Source organism: Citricoccus zhacaiensis, from assembly GCF_014645315.1.
Lineage (GTDB): Bacteria > Actinomycetota > Actinomycetes > Actinomycetales > Micrococcaceae > Citricoccus > Citricoccus zhacaiensis.
In genome coordinates, this window is record NZ_BMLQ01000007.1 from 54,127 (window position 1) to 72,037 (window position 17,911).

At 66.4% G+C, this 17,911-nt stretch carries 16 protein-coding genes; 10 read left to right on the forward strand and 6 right to left on the reverse strand.

Features of this window, described 5'->3' with window-relative positions:
* The first annotated feature begins 69 nt into the window (after nucleotides 1–69).
* The 3 genes from IEX49_RS12120 (at nucleotide 70) to IEX49_RS12130 (ending at nucleotide 3,548) form a co-directional block, all read left to right on the forward strand.
* Nucleotides 70–729 (forward strand): GntR family transcriptional regulator, encoded by a 660-nt coding sequence (locus IEX49_RS12120; RefSeq protein WP_188806426.1) that lies wholly within the window; start codon nucleotides 70–72, stop codon nucleotides 727–729.
* Between the two features lie 84 nt (nucleotides 730–813).
* Nucleotides 814–2,547, forward strand: coding sequence for an IlvD/Edd family dehydratase (locus IEX49_RS12125; RefSeq protein WP_229672631.1), 1,734 nt, complete (start codon nucleotides 814–816; stop codon nucleotides 2,545–2,547).
* Between the two features lie 92 nt (nucleotides 2,548–2,639).
* Nucleotides 2,640–3,548: an amidohydrolase family protein gene (locus tag IEX49_RS12130; RefSeq protein WP_188806427.1), complete on the forward strand. Its 909-nt coding sequence runs from the start codon at nucleotides 2,640–2,642 to the stop codon at nucleotides 3,546–3,548.
* A gap of 172 nt (nucleotides 3,549–3,720) precedes the next feature.
* Here the strand turns inward: IEX49_RS12130 and IEX49_RS16880 are convergent, their stop codons facing one another.
* From IEX49_RS16880 to IEX49_RS12145, 3 genes are all read right to left on the reverse strand, one after another.
* The gene (locus IEX49_RS16880; protein WP_229672632.1) at nucleotides 3,721–4,479 is read right to left on the reverse strand and encodes an Ltp family lipoprotein; all 759 of its coding nucleotides are present in this window, start codon (nucleotides 4,477–4,479) and stop codon (nucleotides 3,721–3,723) included.
* A 236-nt stretch (nucleotides 4,480–4,715) separates the two neighbouring features.
* On the reverse strand, nucleotides 4,716–7,301 hold the full coding sequence (locus tag IEX49_RS12140; protein WP_188806428.1) for an ATP-dependent Clp protease ATP-binding subunit: 2,586 nt from the start codon (nucleotides 7,299–7,301) through the stop codon (nucleotides 4,716–4,718).
* A gap of 181 nt (nucleotides 7,302–7,482) precedes the next feature.
* Entirely contained in the window at nucleotides 7,483–8,097 is a 615-nt protein-coding gene (locus IEX49_RS12145; protein ID WP_188806429.1) for a DUF3592 domain-containing protein, read from the reverse strand.
* Between the two features lie 406 nt (nucleotides 8,098–8,503).
* On the opposite strand from IEX49_RS12145, the gene IEX49_RS12150 reads away from it, so the two are divergent.
* From IEX49_RS12150 to IEX49_RS12165, 4 genes are all read left to right on the forward strand, one after another.
* Complete coding sequence (locus tag IEX49_RS12150; protein WP_188806430.1) at nucleotides 8,504–8,707, forward strand: cold-shock protein; 204 nt, start codon at nucleotides 8,504–8,506, stop codon at nucleotides 8,705–8,707.
* 167 nt (nucleotides 8,708–8,874) lie between these two features.
* Nucleotides 8,875–9,429: a TetR/AcrR family transcriptional regulator gene (locus IEX49_RS12155; RefSeq protein WP_188806431.1), complete on the forward strand. Its 555-nt coding sequence runs from the start codon at nucleotides 8,875–8,877 to the stop codon at nucleotides 9,427–9,429.
* 86 nt (nucleotides 9,430–9,515) lie between these two features.
* Nucleotides 9,516–10,511, forward strand: a complete 996-nt coding sequence (locus IEX49_RS12160; protein WP_188806432.1) for an ABC transporter substrate-binding protein — start codon at nucleotides 9,516–9,518, stop codon at nucleotides 10,509–10,511.
* A gap of 8 nt (nucleotides 10,512–10,519) precedes the next feature.
* Nucleotides 10,520–12,145, forward strand: coding sequence for a thiamine pyrophosphate-binding protein (locus IEX49_RS12165; RefSeq protein ID WP_188806433.1), 1,626 nt, complete (start codon nucleotides 10,520–10,522; stop codon nucleotides 12,143–12,145).
* Between the two features lie 96 nt (nucleotides 12,146–12,241).
* On the opposite strand, the gene IEX49_RS12170 is transcribed toward IEX49_RS12165, so the two are convergent.
* A complete protein-coding gene (locus IEX49_RS12170; protein ID WP_188806434.1) occupies nucleotides 12,242–12,994 on the reverse strand; it encodes an OBAP family protein in 753 nt (250 codons plus the stop codon).
* 105 nt (nucleotides 12,995–13,099) lie between these two features.
* Complete coding sequence (locus IEX49_RS12175; protein WP_229672633.1) at nucleotides 13,100–13,522, reverse strand: VOC family protein; 423 nt, start codon at nucleotides 13,520–13,522, stop codon at nucleotides 13,100–13,102.
* A gap of 81 nt (nucleotides 13,523–13,603) precedes the next feature.
* Between IEX49_RS12175 and IEX49_RS12180 the strand changes: the two genes are divergently transcribed.
* Both IEX49_RS12180 and IEX49_RS12185 read left to right on the forward strand, forming a co-directional pair.
* Complete coding sequence (locus IEX49_RS12180; protein ID WP_188806436.1) at nucleotides 13,604–14,197, forward strand: TetR/AcrR family transcriptional regulator; 594 nt, start codon at nucleotides 13,604–13,606, stop codon at nucleotides 14,195–14,197.
* A 113-nt stretch (nucleotides 14,198–14,310) separates the two neighbouring features.
* Nucleotides 14,311–15,948 carry a phosphodiester glycosidase family protein gene (locus tag IEX49_RS12185; protein WP_373286731.1) on the forward strand — a complete coding sequence of 546 codons (1,638 nt, stop codon included), beginning with the start codon at nucleotides 14,311–14,313 and terminating at the stop codon, nucleotides 15,946–15,948.
* A gap of 68 nt (nucleotides 15,949–16,016) precedes the next feature.
* Here IEX49_RS12185 and IEX49_RS12190 read toward each other — a convergent pair whose 3' ends face one another.
* Nucleotides 16,017–16,556 carry a TetR/AcrR family transcriptional regulator gene (locus tag IEX49_RS12190; protein ID WP_229672634.1) on the reverse strand — a complete coding sequence of 180 codons (540 nt, stop codon included), beginning with the start codon at nucleotides 16,554–16,556 and terminating at the stop codon, nucleotides 16,017–16,019.
* Nucleotides 16,557–16,732: 176 nt separating this feature from the next.
* Between IEX49_RS12190 and IEX49_RS12195 the strand changes: the two genes are divergently transcribed.
* Nucleotides 16,733–17,872 carry an NADH:flavin oxidoreductase gene (locus IEX49_RS12195; protein ID WP_188806439.1) on the forward strand — a complete coding sequence of 380 codons (1,140 nt, stop codon included), beginning with the start codon at nucleotides 16,733–16,735 and terminating at the stop codon, nucleotides 17,870–17,872.
* Nucleotides 17,873–17,911: the final 39 nt, after the last annotated feature.

Here is a 17,911-nt window from a genome sequence, read left to right on the forward strand (position 1 = left end):
GCCATCTGAAGAACGCCTGAGGTGGGGCCATCGGGCGTCGAGGCGAGCAGCAAGGAGCAGGACATCACCATGGCGAGCGTCACTGCGGCTAGCACAGCGGCCAGCATTGCCGATTCCCTGGAAGAGCAGATTGTCCTGGGGCGTGTGTACCCCCGGGAGCGGCTCCTTGAGGATGAACTCATGGCACGTTTCGACGCCAAGAGGCATGTGGTCAGGGCCGCGTTCCAGCTGTTGGAAGGGCGAGGACTCGTCGAGCGGCGCCCCAACGTGGGTGTCGCCGTCAAGTCCTTCTCCGATGCTGAGGTTGAGCAGTTGTATGAGCTGCGCATGCTGCTCGAATCCAATGCCGCTCAACTCATCCAGTTGCCGGTCTCTGACGAAGCACTGCGTCCCATTGTTGAGGCGCGTGACGAACACCGGGCAGCGGTCGAAAGCCGCGATCTTCCGGCGATCGTCCAGGCGAATGACCGGTTCCACCGCGAGATCTTCAGCCTCACAAACAATCCGTACCTGACCGATGTCATCCGCCGCCACGCCCAGATGGCCTCGCCGATCCGGTTCCTCAATGTCTCTTCCCCGGAGAAGATGCAACGCTCCATGGCGGAGCATGACCTCATTGTTGAAGCGCTCCGGGGTCAGGATTCACTCGAACTGGCTCGACTGTGCCGTGATCACCTTTTGCCGTCGCGCAATTTCTACCTGAACCAGAAGGCGTCGAGCTCCGCTTGATCGGTCCTGCGGCCCTGCCGGCCGTTTGCGCCAAGGGTGACGCCGACCCTACTATTATCAATAATATTATCGAACGGAGCTCCTGTGACTACACCAGCCCAAGGCCTTCAAGGTGGTCTAACGAACTACGGAGATGCCGGTTTTTCGCTCTTCCTCCGCAAGGCGTTCATCAAGGGTGCCGGCTATACGGACCATGCGCTGGACCGCCCGGTGGTGGGCATCATCAATACCACCTCCGGGTTCAACCCCTGCCATGGGAACGTCCCGCAACTGGTGGAGGCCGTGAGCCGCGGTGTCATGTTGTCCGGCGCCTTGCCGATGGCCTTCCCGACCATCTCGATCCATGAGTCCTTCTCGCAGCCGACGTCGATGTACCTCCGCAACCTGATGTCGATGGACACGGAGGAGATGATCCGGGCTCAGCCGATGGATGCCGTGGTTCTCATCGGTGGGTGTGACAAGACCGTGCCGGCGCAGTTGATGGGCGCGATCTCCGCGCAGGTACCGGCCATCCAGCTGGTGACGGGCCCCATGCTGACCGGGGGGCACCGCGGAACCGTGGTCGGAGCCTGTACGGACTGCCGGATGTTCTGGGGGAAGTACCGAGCCGAGGAGATCGACGAAGAGGAGATCAGCGAGGTCAACTCGCGACTCGTTGGTTCGGTGGGGACCTGTGGCGTGATGGGCACCGCTTCCACGATGGCGTGCATCGCCGAGGCCATGGGTGCAGCCCTCCCCGGGTCCGCCACGGCTCCGGCCGTCACGGCGGACAGGATGCGTCTGGCCGAGATGACCGGAACGCGCGCCGTGGAGATGGCGCGCGAGGGCCTGTCGCTGGACCAGGTGATTTCGCCTGCGTCAGTGACCAACGCTTTCCGCATCCTCCATGCCATCGGCGGTTCGACGAATGCAGTCGTTCATCTGGCGGCCGTTGCGGGGCGTCTGGGATACAAGCTGGACCTGGATGCCGTGGACGAGCTGGGCCGCGACACTCCCGTGCTGGTGGACCTGAAGCCCTCGGGCGACAGCTACATGCAGGACCTCCACCGCGCTGGTGGTCTCCCCGCCGTGATGCGACGGATCCGCCATCTGCTAGACCTCGATGTCATGACGGTCAGTGGCAGGACGCTGGGCGAGGAACTCGATGCGGCTCACGACGCGTACGACGACACGATCATCAGGGATCTGGAGCATCCTGTCTCCCCAACCGGGGGCATCGCCGTCCTTCGGGGCAACCTCGCACCGCAGGGAGCCATCCTCAAGCAATCGGCCGCATCCCCCGAGCTCGTCGAGCACACGGGGAGGGCGGTGGTCTTCGAGAACAGCAGGGACATGGCCGAACGGATCGATTCCGATGACCTCGACGTCATGCGGGACGATGTCGTTGTGCTCAAGAGCATCGGCCCAGTGGGTGCACCGGGCATGCCGGAAGCCGGATACATCCCCATTCCCCGCAAGCTGGCTCGTCAAGGCGTCAAGGACATGGTGCGTGTTTCCGATGGGCGCATGTCCGGCACCGCCTTCGGCACGATTGTCCTGCACGTATCGCCCGAGTCTGCCGTGGGCGGCCCCTTGGCTGCGGTTCGCAACGGTGACCGCATCCGCTTGTCTCTGAGTGAGCGATCCATCAACGTCGAGATCTCCGATGAGGAACTGGCTGCCCGGCTTGAATCCATGGAGGTAGTTCCCCGGTCGGCCGAACGGGGATACCAGAGGCTTTACCTGGAACAGGTCACCCAGGCCGAGGATGGGCTCGACTTCGCCTTCCTTCAGCCCGCTGAGCGCGAGACCCCTGTTCCGGTCGTCAAGCGGGGCTAGTAGGTTCGCTGTGGGCCCATATGGTTGCGGGCGCCGAGTCTGTGTGCTGTGCATAGGCTCGCAGGACACGATTCCGTTCAGGAGGGTCACGGGTGACCGAGCATTCCGAGAAGACCGCCGGCTGGCTCGACTGGGTGAAGGACCGCGGTGAACCCGCCTTCGTCCTCCCGGAGGGTGCGGTGGATGCTCACTGCCACGTCTTCGGCCCGGCAGCGGAGTTCCCGTTCTCACCGACGCGGAAGTACACGCCCGGCGATGCGGGGAAGGGTGACCTGCGGGACCTGAGGGAGCATCTGGGTGTCTCCCGGAACGTCATCGTCCAGGCGACCTGCCACGGGCGGGACAACGCCGCGCTGCTGGACGCGCTGAACTACTTCGGGGACACCGCGCGCGGTGTGGTGTCCGTGGGTGCCGAAGTGACGATCGAGCAGCTGACCGCCATGCACGAACGTGGCGTCCGCGGCGTGCGCTTCAACTTCGTCAAGCGCCTGGTGCAGAGCCAGCCGTTCGATGAACTCGCGCTCGTAGCTGACAAGATCCGCGACTTCGGCTGGCACCTCGTCCTCTACTTCGAACCCGAGGACCTCTCCGACCTGGAGTACACATTCGCGGGTCTCGGCGTCCCCCTCGTCATCGACCACATGGGCCGGCCGGACGTGCGGAAGGGTGCGGACTCGGAGGAGTTCTCATCCTTCCTCCGATTCGTCGAGCGGACCGACGCCTGGGTCAAGGTCAGCTGCCCCGAACGGCTCACGGAAGCCGGCCCCTACGCGGTGGACGGGCAGCGTGAGGTGTACGCCGACGTCGTCCCTTTCGCCCGCCGGGTGTTGGTCGAGTTCCCCGAACGGAGCCTGTGGGGCACCGACTGGCCGCACCCGAATCTACGTTCGCACATGCCGGATGACGCGCTGCTGCTGGGGTACATCCCGCAGATCGCACCCACCGCGAGAGAACAGCAGGCCCTGCTGGTGACCAACCCGATGTCTCTGTACTGGCCCTAGAGAACTCGACCGCGCTGACGTGTCACGAAAAACTCAGCGCATCGGATAGACGTGCCCAGCATCGTGGTGAAGCTCGCTGGACACAGACGACCCCCTGACGTGCCGTTTGCGGCAGTGTCAGGGGGTCGATGGGCGGACTGACGGGCTCAGTCCTGGCCGGAGGTGCTGCGGGTTAGAGGTTGTCCACCGCGTACTGGGCCTCGTCGGCGGTGAACTGCCCGCCGTATTCCGACACCAGCTGGTCGTAGATGGCAGCGGGAGACATGCTCATCGTCTCTTGGTAGCTACGCCCCTGCTCCAGCGCATTCTGCTGCCAGTCCGCTTCGACGTTCTCCACCGCGTAGTCGGCGGCCTCTTCGGTGAACTGTCCCCCGTACTCCGAGGTCAGCTGGTCCCAAAGCCCGGCCTTGGAAAGGTGCATCAGGTCTGAGTAGTTCTGCGCCTGAGCCAGAGCGGACCGGTGCTCAGTCGGAACCTCCGGTTCAGCGGCGTCGCTGGTCGGGGCCGGCTCTGCGGCGTCGCTAGTCGGAGCCTCAGTGGTCGACGTTGCTGCGGGGGAGGCCGTGGTGGTAGCTTCCGCCACCGTGGATGATTCGGGCATCGACTGCAACGACTCATCAACGGCCGCCACGAACGTCGCGGTGATGGCGGTCATGATCCCCGCAATGATCAGGGACAGGGCGCCCAGAATCAGGCCAGCGATCGATGTTCCCTTCGGCAGTCCCTTCTTTCGCAGCCCGACAATACCGAGAATGACTGCCAGCGCCCCCAGAAGGAAAGATCCCATCCCGATGAAGGGAATGAAGGCGATGACGATGGCGATGATGCCCAAGACCAGAGCAGCGACGCCAAGGCCGTTGCCTGTCTTCGGAGGCGGACCTGGTTGGCCGCCATACTGTGGTTGTTGCTGGAAATCGACAGGGTGGCTCATGGCCCCTCCAATAGGATCAAAAAGACGAGTGACCCTGACATTCTAGATGAGAACGACAGGGGAAAATCCTCCTTGATTGATGCTTTGGGGATGTCAGATTTCTCGATTGACTGAGTTTCCAGTTCAGATCGAAACAGTAAAGAAGGGGCCGAGGAGTCCGCTGATTGATATCAACGCACACCCCGGCCCTCTTCATCGGACGCGGCTACTCACCGGCGGTAGGGCCGGTCAGCCACTCACGCCGCCAGCGCCTCCGGCACCCGAGCGGACCGCACCGGCCGCACCACCAGCTGCCCGTCGGCCACGGTCACCCGCACCGCGTCGCCATCGGCCACGGCCTCGGAGACCAGCAGGTCGGCCACCCGGTCGTCGAGCTCGCGCTGGATGACCCGGCGCAGCGGGCGGGCACCATAGGCCGGCTCGTAGCCGGCCTCGGCGATCCAGTCCCGGGCTGCGTCATCCACCTCGAGTGTGATGCCCTGGGCGGCAAGCCGATGCTCGGAATCACCCAACTGCAGACCAACGATCTGACGCAGCTCCGCGGCGGACAGCGGCGAGAACAGCACGGTGTCGTCGATCCGATTGAGAAACTCCGGCCGCATGAACTCCTTCACCCGTCCCATCACCTTCTGACGGAGGTCCCGCTGCGCGGCCTCAGCGTCCGCCGAGACGAAGCCCAGAGGGGCCCCGCCGGATGACATGAACTCGGAACCGAGGTTCGAGGTCATGATCAGCACCGTGTTGCGGAAGTCCACGGTGCGCCCCTGACCGTCGGTGAGGCGGCCGTCGTCGAGCACCTGCAGGAGCAGGTTGAACACGTCCGGGTGGGCCTTCTCGATCTCGTCGAGCAGGATCACCGAGTACGGCCGGCGGCGCACCCGCTCGGTCAGCTGCCCGGCCTCGTCATAGCCCACGTAGCCCGGAGGGGCACCGACCAGGCGGGAGACCGTGTGACGCTCGCCGAACTCGGACATGTCGAACCGGACCATCGCGTCATCATCGTCGAACAGCGACCCCGCCAGCGCCTTGGCCAGCTCGGTCTTGCCGACGCCGGTGGGGCCCAGGAACAGGAAGCTGCCGACCGGACGGGAGGGATCGGCCATCCCGGTCCGGGAACGGCGGATGGACTTCGCGATCGCGGCGACCGCATTGTCCTGGCCGACGACCCGGGCGTGGAGCTCGTCCTCCAGCCGCGCCAGGCGGGACTTCTCGGCCTCCGTCATCCGCGCGGCCGGGATGCCGGTGGCGCGGGAGACCATCTCGGCGATGGCGTCCTCGTCCACCACGGAGTCACTGGTTTCCGTGCCCCGCGCCCGCTGGGCCGAGGCCTCGGCCAGTTGCTCGCTGATCCGGGCGACCTCGTCCCGCAGCTCGGTGGCGCGCTCGTAGTCCTCCGCGTTGACCGCCGAGTTCTTCTCGGCCTCCAGCTCGGCGAGCTGGGACCGCAGCGCGTCCGTGTTCACGGCCGGGCCGGCGTCGTGCGGGCCGCGCTTCAGGGACAGCCGCGCGCCGGCCTGATCGATGAGATCAATGGCCTTGTCCGGCAGGAACCGGTCGGTGATGTACCGGTCGGAGAGCACGACGGCGGCGCGCAGCGCCTCGTCCGTGTACGTCACCTGGTGGTGTTCCGCGTAGCGATCGGCCAGGCCGGTCAGGATCTGCACGGCGTCCTCCACGGAGGGCTCACCGACGGTGACGGGCTGGAAGCGCCGCTCCAGGGCGGCGTCCTTCTCGATGGTGCGGTACTCCTTCAGCGTGGTGGCGCCGACCATGTGCAGGTCGCCGCGGGCCAGGCGGGGCTTGAGGATGTTGCCGGCGTCCATGCCGCCGGACTCCCCGGAGCCGCCGGCGCCGACGATGGTGTGCAGCTCGTCGATGAAGACGATGGTGTTGCTGTCCTCGGCTAGCTCGTCCATGGCGCCGGTGAGCCGTTCCTCGAAGTCACCGCGGTAGCGGGTGCCCGCAACCATGCCGGCCAGGTCCAGGGCGATGACGCGGCGGTCCTGCAACTGGGCGGGGACCTCGCCGTCCGCGATGGCCTGGGCCAGGCCCTCCACGATGGCGGTCTTGCCGACGCCGGCCTCACCGATCAGCACCGGGTTGTTCTTGGTGCGGCGGGCCAGCACCTCGATGGTCTGCTCCACCTCGTCCGACCGGCCGATCACCGGATCCAGCCGGCCGGCCTTCGCCTCAGCGGTCAGGTCCCGGCCGAACTTTTCGAGGACGGAGCCCTCGGAGTTCTGGCCCGACGGCTGCTGGCCGGACTGGCCCTGCTGGTGCTGCTGGTTCAGCTGTTGCTGGGCGGCCGACTGCAGGGACTGCGGGGTGACGCCCGCCTGGGTCAGGAGCTGGCCAGCGGGGGAGTCGTGGTTCAGCACGAACGCGAAGAACACGTGCTCCGGGTCGATGTAGGTGGAACCGAAGCCCCGGGCCACCTGGTAGCCATCCAGCAGTACCTTCTGGGCCGAGGCGTTCAGGGACGCGGTGGAGCTGGTGTCCTTCGCCTCGCTCGGGGCCGGAAGGCGGTCGTCGACGGCGGCGATGAGGGCCTGCGGGTCGGCACCGGACTGGCGCACCGCGGTGTTGGCCGGATCCTCGCCCAGCATGGTGCGCAGGATGTGCAGCGCGTCGACGTCGGTCTGGCCGCGTTCGGCGGCAAAAGTGGCGGCGGTGGCCAGGACATCATGGGTCCGCTTGCTCAGCAGGCGGGTGAGGTCGACGGGGCGTCCCTGCCGGCCGGCCCGCTGACCCTGAAGGTAGCGGGCGAAGAAGTCGTCAAAGGAGTCGCCATTGGAACCGGCGGGGCCGAAGAATGCGGGCAAAGTGTCCTCCCTGAGGTGTGTTTCCAGCGATAGTTGAGTGTGTTCAACTCAAGTAACGACGAGTGGCGTCAGAATGTTCCCGAATCCGGGCTGAGGATCCAAACACATGAGTGGACTTGGCTCAGGGTTGATTCCACGGTCGAGCGGGTCGCGGCGGCGGAGTCGGTTCGCGCGGTGCCGCTTAGAGTTTGCGGGCCTCGCGCACGTTGCGCATGCCGGCGAGGAACAGCGCGAGGGGCAGAAGGAGGAGTACGCCGGTGATGATCATGATGATAATGACGCCCCGTGGCAGGGAGTCGGCATCCGCTTCTTTGTATTCATGGACGAGGACGAATCGCTCGGGCTTCTCGGGGTCTGTATAGAGCGCGAGCTCCTGCCCTTGAGTCCAGGCCGGTTCCGGGTACCGGTCCGGGGAACGGCGGATCCGGGTGCTCGAGGACGCAGTAATCTCCTCGCGCATCTCCTGGCCGCCCACCGCGTACTCCACCACCGAGGTCGAACGGGTGGTGTACGAGCGGCTGGATCGCCGTGTCTGCTCCGACGTGTGCTCCACCGTCACGGGGCCAACCACGCCGGTCGTCTGCACCCCCGTCGATTTCAGGTGGTTGTACTCGATCTGTTCCCCGTACTGCACCGAGGCGAGGATGGTCCCACCGGCGATCATGATTACGGCCAGCGCCACTGCGATCCAACGCAGGACTCCGGTCCTGCGGGCGATGCGCTCGCTGTCCCAGCCAGGGGCGAAGTATCCGTTGCCCTGCCCGTCGTTGCGGTACCAGCCGGTCGTGTTACTCATCTCGAAGGCAAAGCGGCTGGTGGAGACGTTGGGCGATCTCGTCCACCCCTCGGGAGGCGTAAAGGGCGCCGGAGCGTCTCCGATCGGGCTGGGTGCGGACTCCTGGCGTTTGCTGCGTGTGATCACGAATTTGAGTGTAGATCCAGGTGGGGCCGTGAATCCCTGGGGTGCTGGAAGGCCCCGTTCCTTGCGGCCGGGTCGGCCGATGGTCCCCGTGGTTCCCTGGACTGCTTTGATGCCGTACAGTTATGGGCAGAAGTAGTTGTAGTAGATGCAGTAAGTCCGTCACCACTGCGGACCGGGCGGCCTTCGGGTCGGCTGGGGCGCTGGGGAAGCGGTATGTACACACCGCTTCGCCCCCGCTGGAAAACTGGCGGGTTTAGCACCCTAAAGAAAAGAGGCCACCATGGCCACCGGTACAGTTAAGTGGTTCAACGCTGAAAAGGGCTTTGGTTTCATTGCCCCGGACGACAACTCCGCTGACATCTTCGTGCACTTCTCCGCCATCGAAGGCGGCGGCTTCCGCGAACTTCAGGAGAACCAGAAGGTCGAGTTCGAGGCGACTCAGGGCGACAAGGGCATGCAGGCCTCGTCGGTCCGCCCCCTCTGATCTGATCAGACTCTAGAACGGCCGCTCACCCTCCGGGGGTGGGCGGCCGTTTTGCTGTCTGCACCGTCCGGCCGCTCTCCCAAGAGTTCGCGCCGGCGGCCGGTGCCATCACCGGGCGATTCCCGAGTCGTGAGACGATCAATCACATGCGCAAGGACGTCGTCAGAATGCGGGGACAGATCCTCGAGGCCGCCCGTCGCATGCTGGAGACACAAGGGTCGGCGTTCTCCCTCCCGGACCTGGCCCGTGAGGCCGGAGTAGGCACCGCGACGATCTACCGACACTTCTCGGACGTTGACGGAGTTCTCCATGAACTGGTGCAGCAATCGCTCGGAGAACTGACCAGGCGGCTGGAAGGTCTCGAGTCGAAGTACTCGGGGCGGGAACTGTTCACGCAGGTCTGCGCAACGTGGGTGGATTCCGCGCTGACCTGGGCGTCATGGGCCGCCCGGTTCCGCTCCGGCGAAGGGTTCCTGGTGCGGAGTCAGGATGCGCTCACCAATGAGTTCCACCACCGCCAGTTCTTGGAACGTGTCCTGCGATCTCTTGAGGAGGAGGGGGTGGCGCGATTCGCCGACCCTGGCTCCTTGGTGGTCCTTTGGGTCGCTCTGTTCGACGAGCGCGTCATGCATGACCTGCAGAGCCATCGTCTGACGCAGGAGGACATCACCCGGCGACTGACAGGGGCCATGGGCGCGCTTCTCGACCAAGAGAACAACTGAGAAAAACTTCTCAGTTTCTATTGACGAACTCAATCAACTGTTCCTACTGTGATGGCAGTCACCCGCCCATTTCGGAAGGAACCCCCGTGAAGCGCACCCGTCTCATCGCCGTCACCCTGACCGCTTTGACCGCACTGACCGTCACCAGCTGTTCCAGCGGCTCCATCTCCGGGGAGTCGAATGCCGGCGCCTCGGCCGATCAGGCGTCATCGGAGCTGACCCCCGTCACGTTCGGTGCCCTGCCCATTGCCAACGTCGGCGCTCTGTTGCTGGGCGAGGAAAAGGGGTTCTTCGAAGAAGAAGGCCTGGACCTCGAGATATCGATGGGCCAAGGCGGCAATGCCCTCCTGCCGGCGGTGCACGGCGGCAACATGGAGTTCGCCCTGAGCGGTCCCGTGGTGCAGATGGTGTCCAAGGACAAGGGGTTGGACATGAAGATCGTGAGCGGGTACTCCAGCTCGCTTCCGGAAGGCGAGGACATCAACGCCGTGGTGTCCGCCCAAGACAGCGGCATCACCTCACCCAAGGGCCTGGAGGGAAAGCGTGTCGCACTGAACACCATCCAGGCCCAGGGAGACCTGACCATCATGGAGGCCGTGCGACAGGACGGTGGTGATCCCGAGGCAGTGGAATTTGTGGAGATGCCGTTCCCCGACATGCCGGCCGCCTTGGATCAGGGCAATGTGGATGCCGTCTGGGTCCCTGACCCGTTCCTCGGCACGCTGCAGGAGCAGGGCAACCAGGTGGTCGTCTATCCCTATCAGGCGACCGTGCCCGGACAGGCCACCCTGCTGGTCTTCACGTCGAACGAGTACGCACAGCAGAATCCGGAGACCGTCTCCAGCATGCAGTCCGCCCTCAAGAAGACCCTCGACTACGCCGAAACCCACCCGGACGAGGTCAAGGCCCAGCTGCCCGAGGTCCTCAAGATGACCCCGGAGGAGACAGAGAAGCTGCGCATGGAGGCCTTCACCTACGAGTTGGACCGCAGCCAATTCACCGAGCTGGGCCAGCTGATGGTGGATTACGGCTACGTGGAGCAGCCGGTGGATGTCGATTCGCTCTTCTGGGACGGGAAATGACCGAGGTGGTGAACACTTCCCAATACCTCGGCCGGTTCCTCGCCGAATGGACCCCCACGCTGTTCGGGCTCATGGGGGACGCCAACATGCGGTATCTGTCCGAATACATGGACCGTGGCGGGAGGTTCGTGACCGTGGCCCACGAGGCGGCCGCCGTCTCCATGGCCGACGGCCGCGCCCGGGTGACTGGCGCGGTCGGCACGGCCAGCGTCACCCACGGGCCCGGCTTCACCAACACCCTGACCGCTCTGACCGAGGCCGCCCGGTACCGCAGCCCCATCGTGGTGTTCACCGGTTCCACCCGGCCCGGGCGCACTGTGTTCCAGCAGTTCGATCTGCGCGCCGCCGCCGATGCCGCCGGGGCGGGGTTCGAATCCCTCTGCGCGGCTGCGACTCTGCCGGAGGACCTGATTCGCGCCTACCGGCGCGCCCGGACCGAGCGCCGTCCCATCGTCGTCGACTTCCCCGCCTTGCTGGACGGGGAGCCTCTGCCCGAGCATGTCACCACGGCCTCCATGCCGGTCCCGGACCACAGCACGACGCCGGCCCAGGTGCCTCCGGTTCCCGCACCCGAGCTGATAGATGCGGCCGTCCGGGCCATCACCGCAATCGAACGGCCGGTAATCCTCGCCGGCCGGGGCGCCCTGTCCCCAGGCGCCCAGGACGCCATCGGACGCCTGGGCTGCCTCCTCGGCGCGCCACTGGCCACGACGCTGCTGGCGCGGGGCTTGTTCGCCGGTCATCCGCTGGACATCGGCCTCATGGGCGGGCTGTCCTTCGGACCCACGGTCGACCTGCTGAGGGAGGCCGACGGGTTCATCGTGTTCGGGGCCGGTCTCAATGCCTTCACGGCCGGTGACCGCACGAACCTGCTGGCCGGACGCACTGTCATCCAGATCGACTCGGACCCCGCCGCCTTCGAGGACAGCGGGCAGGTCGATGTCGCGGTTCTGGGGGATGCCGGAGCCGCCGCCGAGGCACTAGCCCGCAGGCTGCCGGATTCGCCGGACCGGGTGCAGGAGTCGCGGCAGCGGGCCGCTGCCGTCCACGGCTTCAACCCGCGCGACCACTATCGAACGGATTGGACTGGCTACGGCCTCAGCGTCCGGGATGCCGCCCTGGCCCTGCAGGAGGTCCTGCCGGCGGACAAATTCGTGGTGAGCGACCTGGGCCGCTTCATCGCGACCAGCTGGAGGCACATCAGCGGCACTGCCCCGGGAACTTTTACCCATACGGGGACGTTCGGCTCCATCGGGCTCGGCCTCAGCACGGCCCTCGGTGCGGCGACGGCTTCGGAGCGCCCGGTGATTGCGCTGGTCGGGGACGGTGGTCTGATGATGTCCATCGGTGAACTCGGCACGGCCGCCCGGGCGGGGCTGCCGGTGTTCTTGATCGTCTTCAACGACGGCGCCTACGGGGCGGAGTACTCGAAGCTGGCCGGCTACGGTCTGGATCCGGACCGGTCCCTGATGGACTGGCCGGACCTGGCCACACTGGCCAGGGGCTTCGGTTGGGAGGCCCGGACCGTGTCCAGTGTCGAGGAGATCCGTGCCCTGGACCTGACGCAGCCCGTGGAGGTGCCCACATTGCTTGATGTCCGCGTGGACCCACAGGTGGACCATTTCGAATGGTGAGTCAGGTCGCGGCCCGTGGCACCTGCGCTGGTGCGTGGGCCGGATGGAGTCCGGCGAATCGATGGAGGTCGGTGTCGTGCGTATCCGCCGGGATTCCTACCGCTTGAAATCCATCTCCTCCAACCGGGTCTGCACCGTCCGGCCGCTCTCCCAGAGGTTGGCACCGGGGGCGACCTCCGGCATCGGGATGTCTGCACGGCTGGCGCGCTTGCGGGCCGTGGAGATGCCGAGGCGCCGGTCCCGCTGGCGGATAAGACCCTCGTCGGACTGGCCGTCCGCGGTCAGCCCCATCATCAGTTGTGGGATGCCGTAGGGGAAGTCGTCGCGATCGTACTGCCAGGTGTGGAACGTCTTGCCGTAGGTGGTGACTAAGTCGGTGAAGTAGGCGTGCTCAGCCAGCTCCGGGACGCCGGGAGCAGCGAGAACGCCGGACTTCACCTCGTAGTGGTGGCTGTGCCAGAGCCGCTTCTCGTCCTCCGGCAGGCTGAGAAAGCGCTCCTCGGTGGTGATGTACTCGATGCCGATCAGGCGGGCATCGGGTGCGTTCCGGTCGAAGATCACACACTGGTGCAGGTCATGGCGCAGATGGATGCAGAAGTGTGAGGCCTCCACCTGCCGGCCCATCTCATCGGCGTACATGTGGAGGCCGTTGAGGTAGGTGCTCATCGCCTCCAACGGGTACTTCGGCTGGATCAGGCCGGAGGCCAGGTCCAGCGCACGGTGTTTCAGAGGATGGCCCTGGCCGACCCTGGCGGCGGTGACCACCTTGCGGCCGACGGCGGCACTGGCGGCGACTCCGAGTCCGGCGGCAAAGCCGAGACCCATGAATTTCAGAGGTGTAGGTCCCATGGAGCCACCGTAGTGACCAGCGCGCCGGAATACACGGGTTCGCTGCGCCTTCACCGTGGCCGTGGCCCGGGCAGTGGTGGTGTTCGACGGATTCCCGGTCGTCTGTCATCCGACCTGGTCGTCCGAGGCACTGTAAGCCGCCGCGAAATCCTCTGACGGCGGGATGGGGGCGATGACGTCGATCAGAATGCGGCCAGGGCCTTCAAGGATGAAATGGCGCTGGCCGAAATCCTCGGACCTGATGTCCAGCTCGAGGGGAAGGCTCCTGTCCTGCACCAGCCTCTGATAGGTGGCATCGACGTCCTCGACCTCGATATTGATCAGTAGGCCGGCGGTGGTGGCCTGCCGGTATGCCTCGGGGAGTGTCGGATGTCCGGCGGCCAGTACGGCGATCTCATGCGAGTCACGCCGCAGACTGACGTACCACTCGGCTTCAAAGGTGGTCTCGAACCCGAAGTGGTCGCGGAAGAAGCCCGCCGCGCCAGGGACGTCTTCAGTCACCAGAACCGGGTAGAAGCCGTTGATCATGCCCATCACTCCTTCAGATACAGTCTGTATGTATGTCTCAGGACGATATACATGCAGTGCGTATCTATGCAAGGGGTGGCTGTGGCTCGATCAAGTCGTGAGGACGCTGCGCGCACCTGGGAGGCGATCCTCGATGCGGCCACGCACGCCTTCGGATCCCAGGGGTACAGTGCTGTCTCCCTGGAGGGCGTGGCCAATTCGGTCGGCGTCACTCGTGGAGCGCTGTACAACCGCTATCCGAACAAGAGAACACTGTTCGAAGCGGTTCTCGAACGGGTCATGTCCTCGGTCCGAGACCGCGTGGAGGCCGCGGTGGCCCCCGGTGCCTCCGAGATGGAGCAACTGCGCTATGGAGCCACCGAATTCGTCCGCGCATCGGTGGAGCCGGTCACATGCCAGATCATGCTGATCGATGCTCCAGCAGTGCTCGGGTGGTCCCGATGGCGAGAGCTTGACGCCCAGCACTCTCGCCGGGGGTTGGCCGAAGGACTGCTGGAACTCAGTCGTGACGGGCAACTCGATCCGTCCTCCGTGGATGCCGCCGCGGCACTGCTCTCGGGTGCCCTGAATGAGGCGGCGCTGTGGGCGACCGAACAGCCCGAGCTCGACCACGCCCTTGAGCAGATCGACCGGAACTTTGCGCGCATGCTCGACGCGCTCGTCACCGCATCCTGACGAAGTGTTGCTCTGCCGTCGCCGTCGGCGTGCCGCCCCGGTCGATGAACACTCGGCGACAGCTCGGCGAACTGGCCCGCGTCTGAGTCCCGGTCGCCACAAGAGGAACCAGCATGGACGCCGTGACCACCTCAACTCGCCGCACCACTGCCCGCACCCTGGCCATCACCGCCCTCTCCTGCGCCCTGCTGACCACCGGCACCGTCGCCGCCGCCCCTGACCCATCCGCCGCCGCCGCGGGGGACTTCGCCGCCGAGCGGAAGCCGGCCTCCGACGTCGGGACCTTCAGTTCCGGGGGCACTGAGCAGCGCCTCGCCCGCGGTGTCACCCACGAGTCCTTCACGCTCGGGAACCCCGATGCGGAGTTCTCGTGGACCGTGCAGGTCACGCTGCCGTCTGGTCAGGAGGGGGTGCGCGATTCACAGGTCTCCAGCCGGAGCACGGCCCAGCGCGTGGCCGCCGAACTGCGGGGGGCAGGGCTGGACGCCCGTGCCGAGGCCGTGGTGGCTGACCGGCTGGCCGACTCCGGTGGCTACCTGGGACACCGTGTCCGGGTGGGAGCATTCCCGACCGAGACTGCGGCCGAGGCGACCCGATCAGAGCTGACGGCCCTCGGGTATTCCGGTGGCACCTGGTACGAGGGCTGGGACGGCGATCAGCCGTCGAGCGGCCCCCGCAGCGGCCCCGTCAACGTGGATGTGCTGACCATCGACCCGCGCAGGTTCAAGGGCGAGGTGATCGGCACCTTCGGCGAGGACTTGGAGCGCACCGAGACCACCTCGGAGTTGGCCGACGGTGCCCTGGCCGGCGTCAATGCGGGGTTCTTCGTCTACGGGGAGCAGCACGGCGCTCCTGGAGACCCCGCCGGCGCAGCGGCGTACAACGGAGAGATCCTCAGTGAGACCGTGGGGGACCGCCCCAACCTGGTGATCGATCACCGCAGCGGCCGCGCCTCCATCCAGCGCCTCGCCTGGGAGGGCCGCATCTCCTCGGGTCGCGAGGGGCTGGACCTGGACGGCATCAATCGCGTGCCCGGCAAGATCCGCAATTGTGGCGGCACCGACGACCTGCCCACGGAGGCTCCGAAGCATGATGTCACCTGCACCGATGCCGATGAGATCGTCGTGTTCACCGAGGAGTACGGGACGATCACGCCGGAAGGGGGCGGTCTGGAGATCGTCGTCGACCGCCGCGGCAGGGTCCAGGAGGTCAACCAGGAGCGGGGCGCAGAGCTGACTGACGGGCAGTACTCCATCCAGGCCATTGGCGACGCTGCCGCGCATCTGCACGAGTTCGCCACCGAGGCGCGGCGGATCAAGCTCACCAACGAGTACCTCGACGAGCGCGGCAAGAAGCTGCGCCTGACCCCGCATACCCAGGTGCTCAACGGGGGCCCGAACCTGCTGACGGACGGTGAGCGGGACATCACGGCGGCCCGCGACGGCATGGTTCACGCCGACAACCCCGGCCAGTTCTACGGCTGGACGCACCAGCGCAATCCGCGCACCATTGCCGGGATCGACGGCCGGGGCCGGCTCATGCTTATCACCGCCGACGGCCGGCAGACCGACTCCGTGGGGCTGAGCATCTCCGAGTCGGCTGACCTCGCCGAACGGCTGGGGCTGGTGGACGCCATCAACCTCGACGGCGGCGGGTCCACTGCCATGGTCGTGGACGGCGAGTTGGAGAACTCCCCGTCCGGCGGTGCGGAGCGGGCGGTAGGGGACGCGATCGTCATCCGCGAGCGGTAGCAGACCTGCCCCGGCAGCCTTGGCCCCACCGGCGCGTCGGCTCGGTACCTACTCGGGGCTGGCCCCGGCTACCTCCAGAGCGTGGCCAGGGCGTCAGCTGCGGCGTGCAGATCCTCGGGAGGCGTCTCATCATGGGTCTGCGTGGCCAGGGCGAGGATGAAGCCGTGGATCAGGCGGGCCAGGGAGTCGCTCGTGACGGCCGTGGCCGGAACGCCCTCATCGAAGGCACGTCGCGTGAGGGCCGCGATGGCTTCGTAGTCCCGTTCGCGTTGGTCCGCCACGATGCGGCCGGACTCGGTCCCGTGGTCCTGGGGGCCGACGGTGGCGGCGAGGGCCACCAGACATCCCCGGGGATGGGAGTCATCGAACTGCTCGTCGATCGAACGGTGGAGAAGCTGTGTGAGGGCCTCGCCGGCAGGGACAGCATGGCTGGCGGAGATGATGCTGACCACGCTGCCCGGCCGGGAGACATAGTGCTCGATGACCCGTCCGAACAGCCGGTCCTTGGAGCCGAATGCGTGGTAGAGGCTCGCAGAGGACAGGCCCATGGCCTCCCGGAGCTGGCTCATCGAGGTGCCCTCGTACCCCTGGCGCCAGAAGAGCTGCATCGCCTGTTCCAATGCCGCCTGTTCCTCAAAGAGTCTCGGACGCCCCGCCACTCGCATCAGCTCCCACCTGCTTCATCGACCAGGACAGTTTGACACGGCGGGCCGCCACCGTGAAACTGGATCAATCGATCCACTATTGCGAACCGGGTGGATCTGGTCGAACCGAGAGGACTGCCATGACTGCGACGCCTGCGAGCGAAGCCACGCTGAACGAGCCCTATGGCCTGAGGGGGCTTGACCTGCCCAACCGGGCGGTCCTGGCCCCGATGACGCGGATCAGCGCGCACGGGGACGGCCGCGCGACGGACAGGATGCGGGACTACTACCGGTCCTTCGCCGAGGGCGGTTTCGGGCTGCTCGTGACGGAGGGGATCTACCCGGACGCCGAGTACAGCCAGGGGTACCTGGACCAGCCGGGTCTGGCGACGCCCGAGCACGTGGAGTCCTGGGTCCCCGTCACGGCGGCCGTCCACGAGCACGGCGCCTCGATCATCGCGCAGCTGATGCACGCCGGTCCCCAGGGCCAGGGCAATCCCCATGTCTCGGGATTGCGCTCCGCCTCGGCGGTCCGTGCCCGCGGGGAGCAGGCCGGCATGTACCGGGGCACCGGACCGTACGAGCTGCCGGAAGCGCTGAGTGCGGAGGAGATCGGCGAGGTGACCTCATCCTTTGCCGCAGCTGCCGTGCGGGCCCGAGATGCCGGCTTCGACGGTGTGGAGATCCACGGCGCCAACGGCTACCTCGTGGACGCGTTCCTGACGGACTACCTGAACAAACGGACGGACGGTTACGGCGGTTCGCCGATGGCGCGGACCCGCGTGGCGCGGGAGATCATCGAGGCCGTCCGCGCCGCCGTCGGGAACGACTTCGTGGTGGGGATTCGCATCTCGCAGGGCAAGGTCAGCGACGCCACCCACCGGTGGTCCGGGGGAGTGGCGGAGGCCGAGACGATCTTCGGTGCCCTCGCCGGTGCCCCCGTGGATTACCTCCACACCACCGAGTGGAAGGCCAATGCGCCCGCGTTCCCGGACAAGGACGCCCGCTCGCTGTCCCAGCTGGCCCGCGAGTTCGCCCCGGGCCTGACCATCATCGCCAATGGCCACCTGGACACCGGTGCCGAGGCGGCACTGAGCCTCGGTGAGGGCGGCGCGGACCTGGTCGCGATCGGCAAGGCGGCCCTGGCCCAGCACGATTGGCCGCGGCGAGTGCAGCAGGGCCGCCAGCTGCTCGAACCCCTGGCGCCGAGTGCCTTCGGGGACCTGGCGACCATCCAGGACTGGGAATTGCGGGCGGCCGAGCCGGTTCCAACGAGCTGATAGACCGCGGGCCGGCCGGTGGACGATGTTCATCGTCCA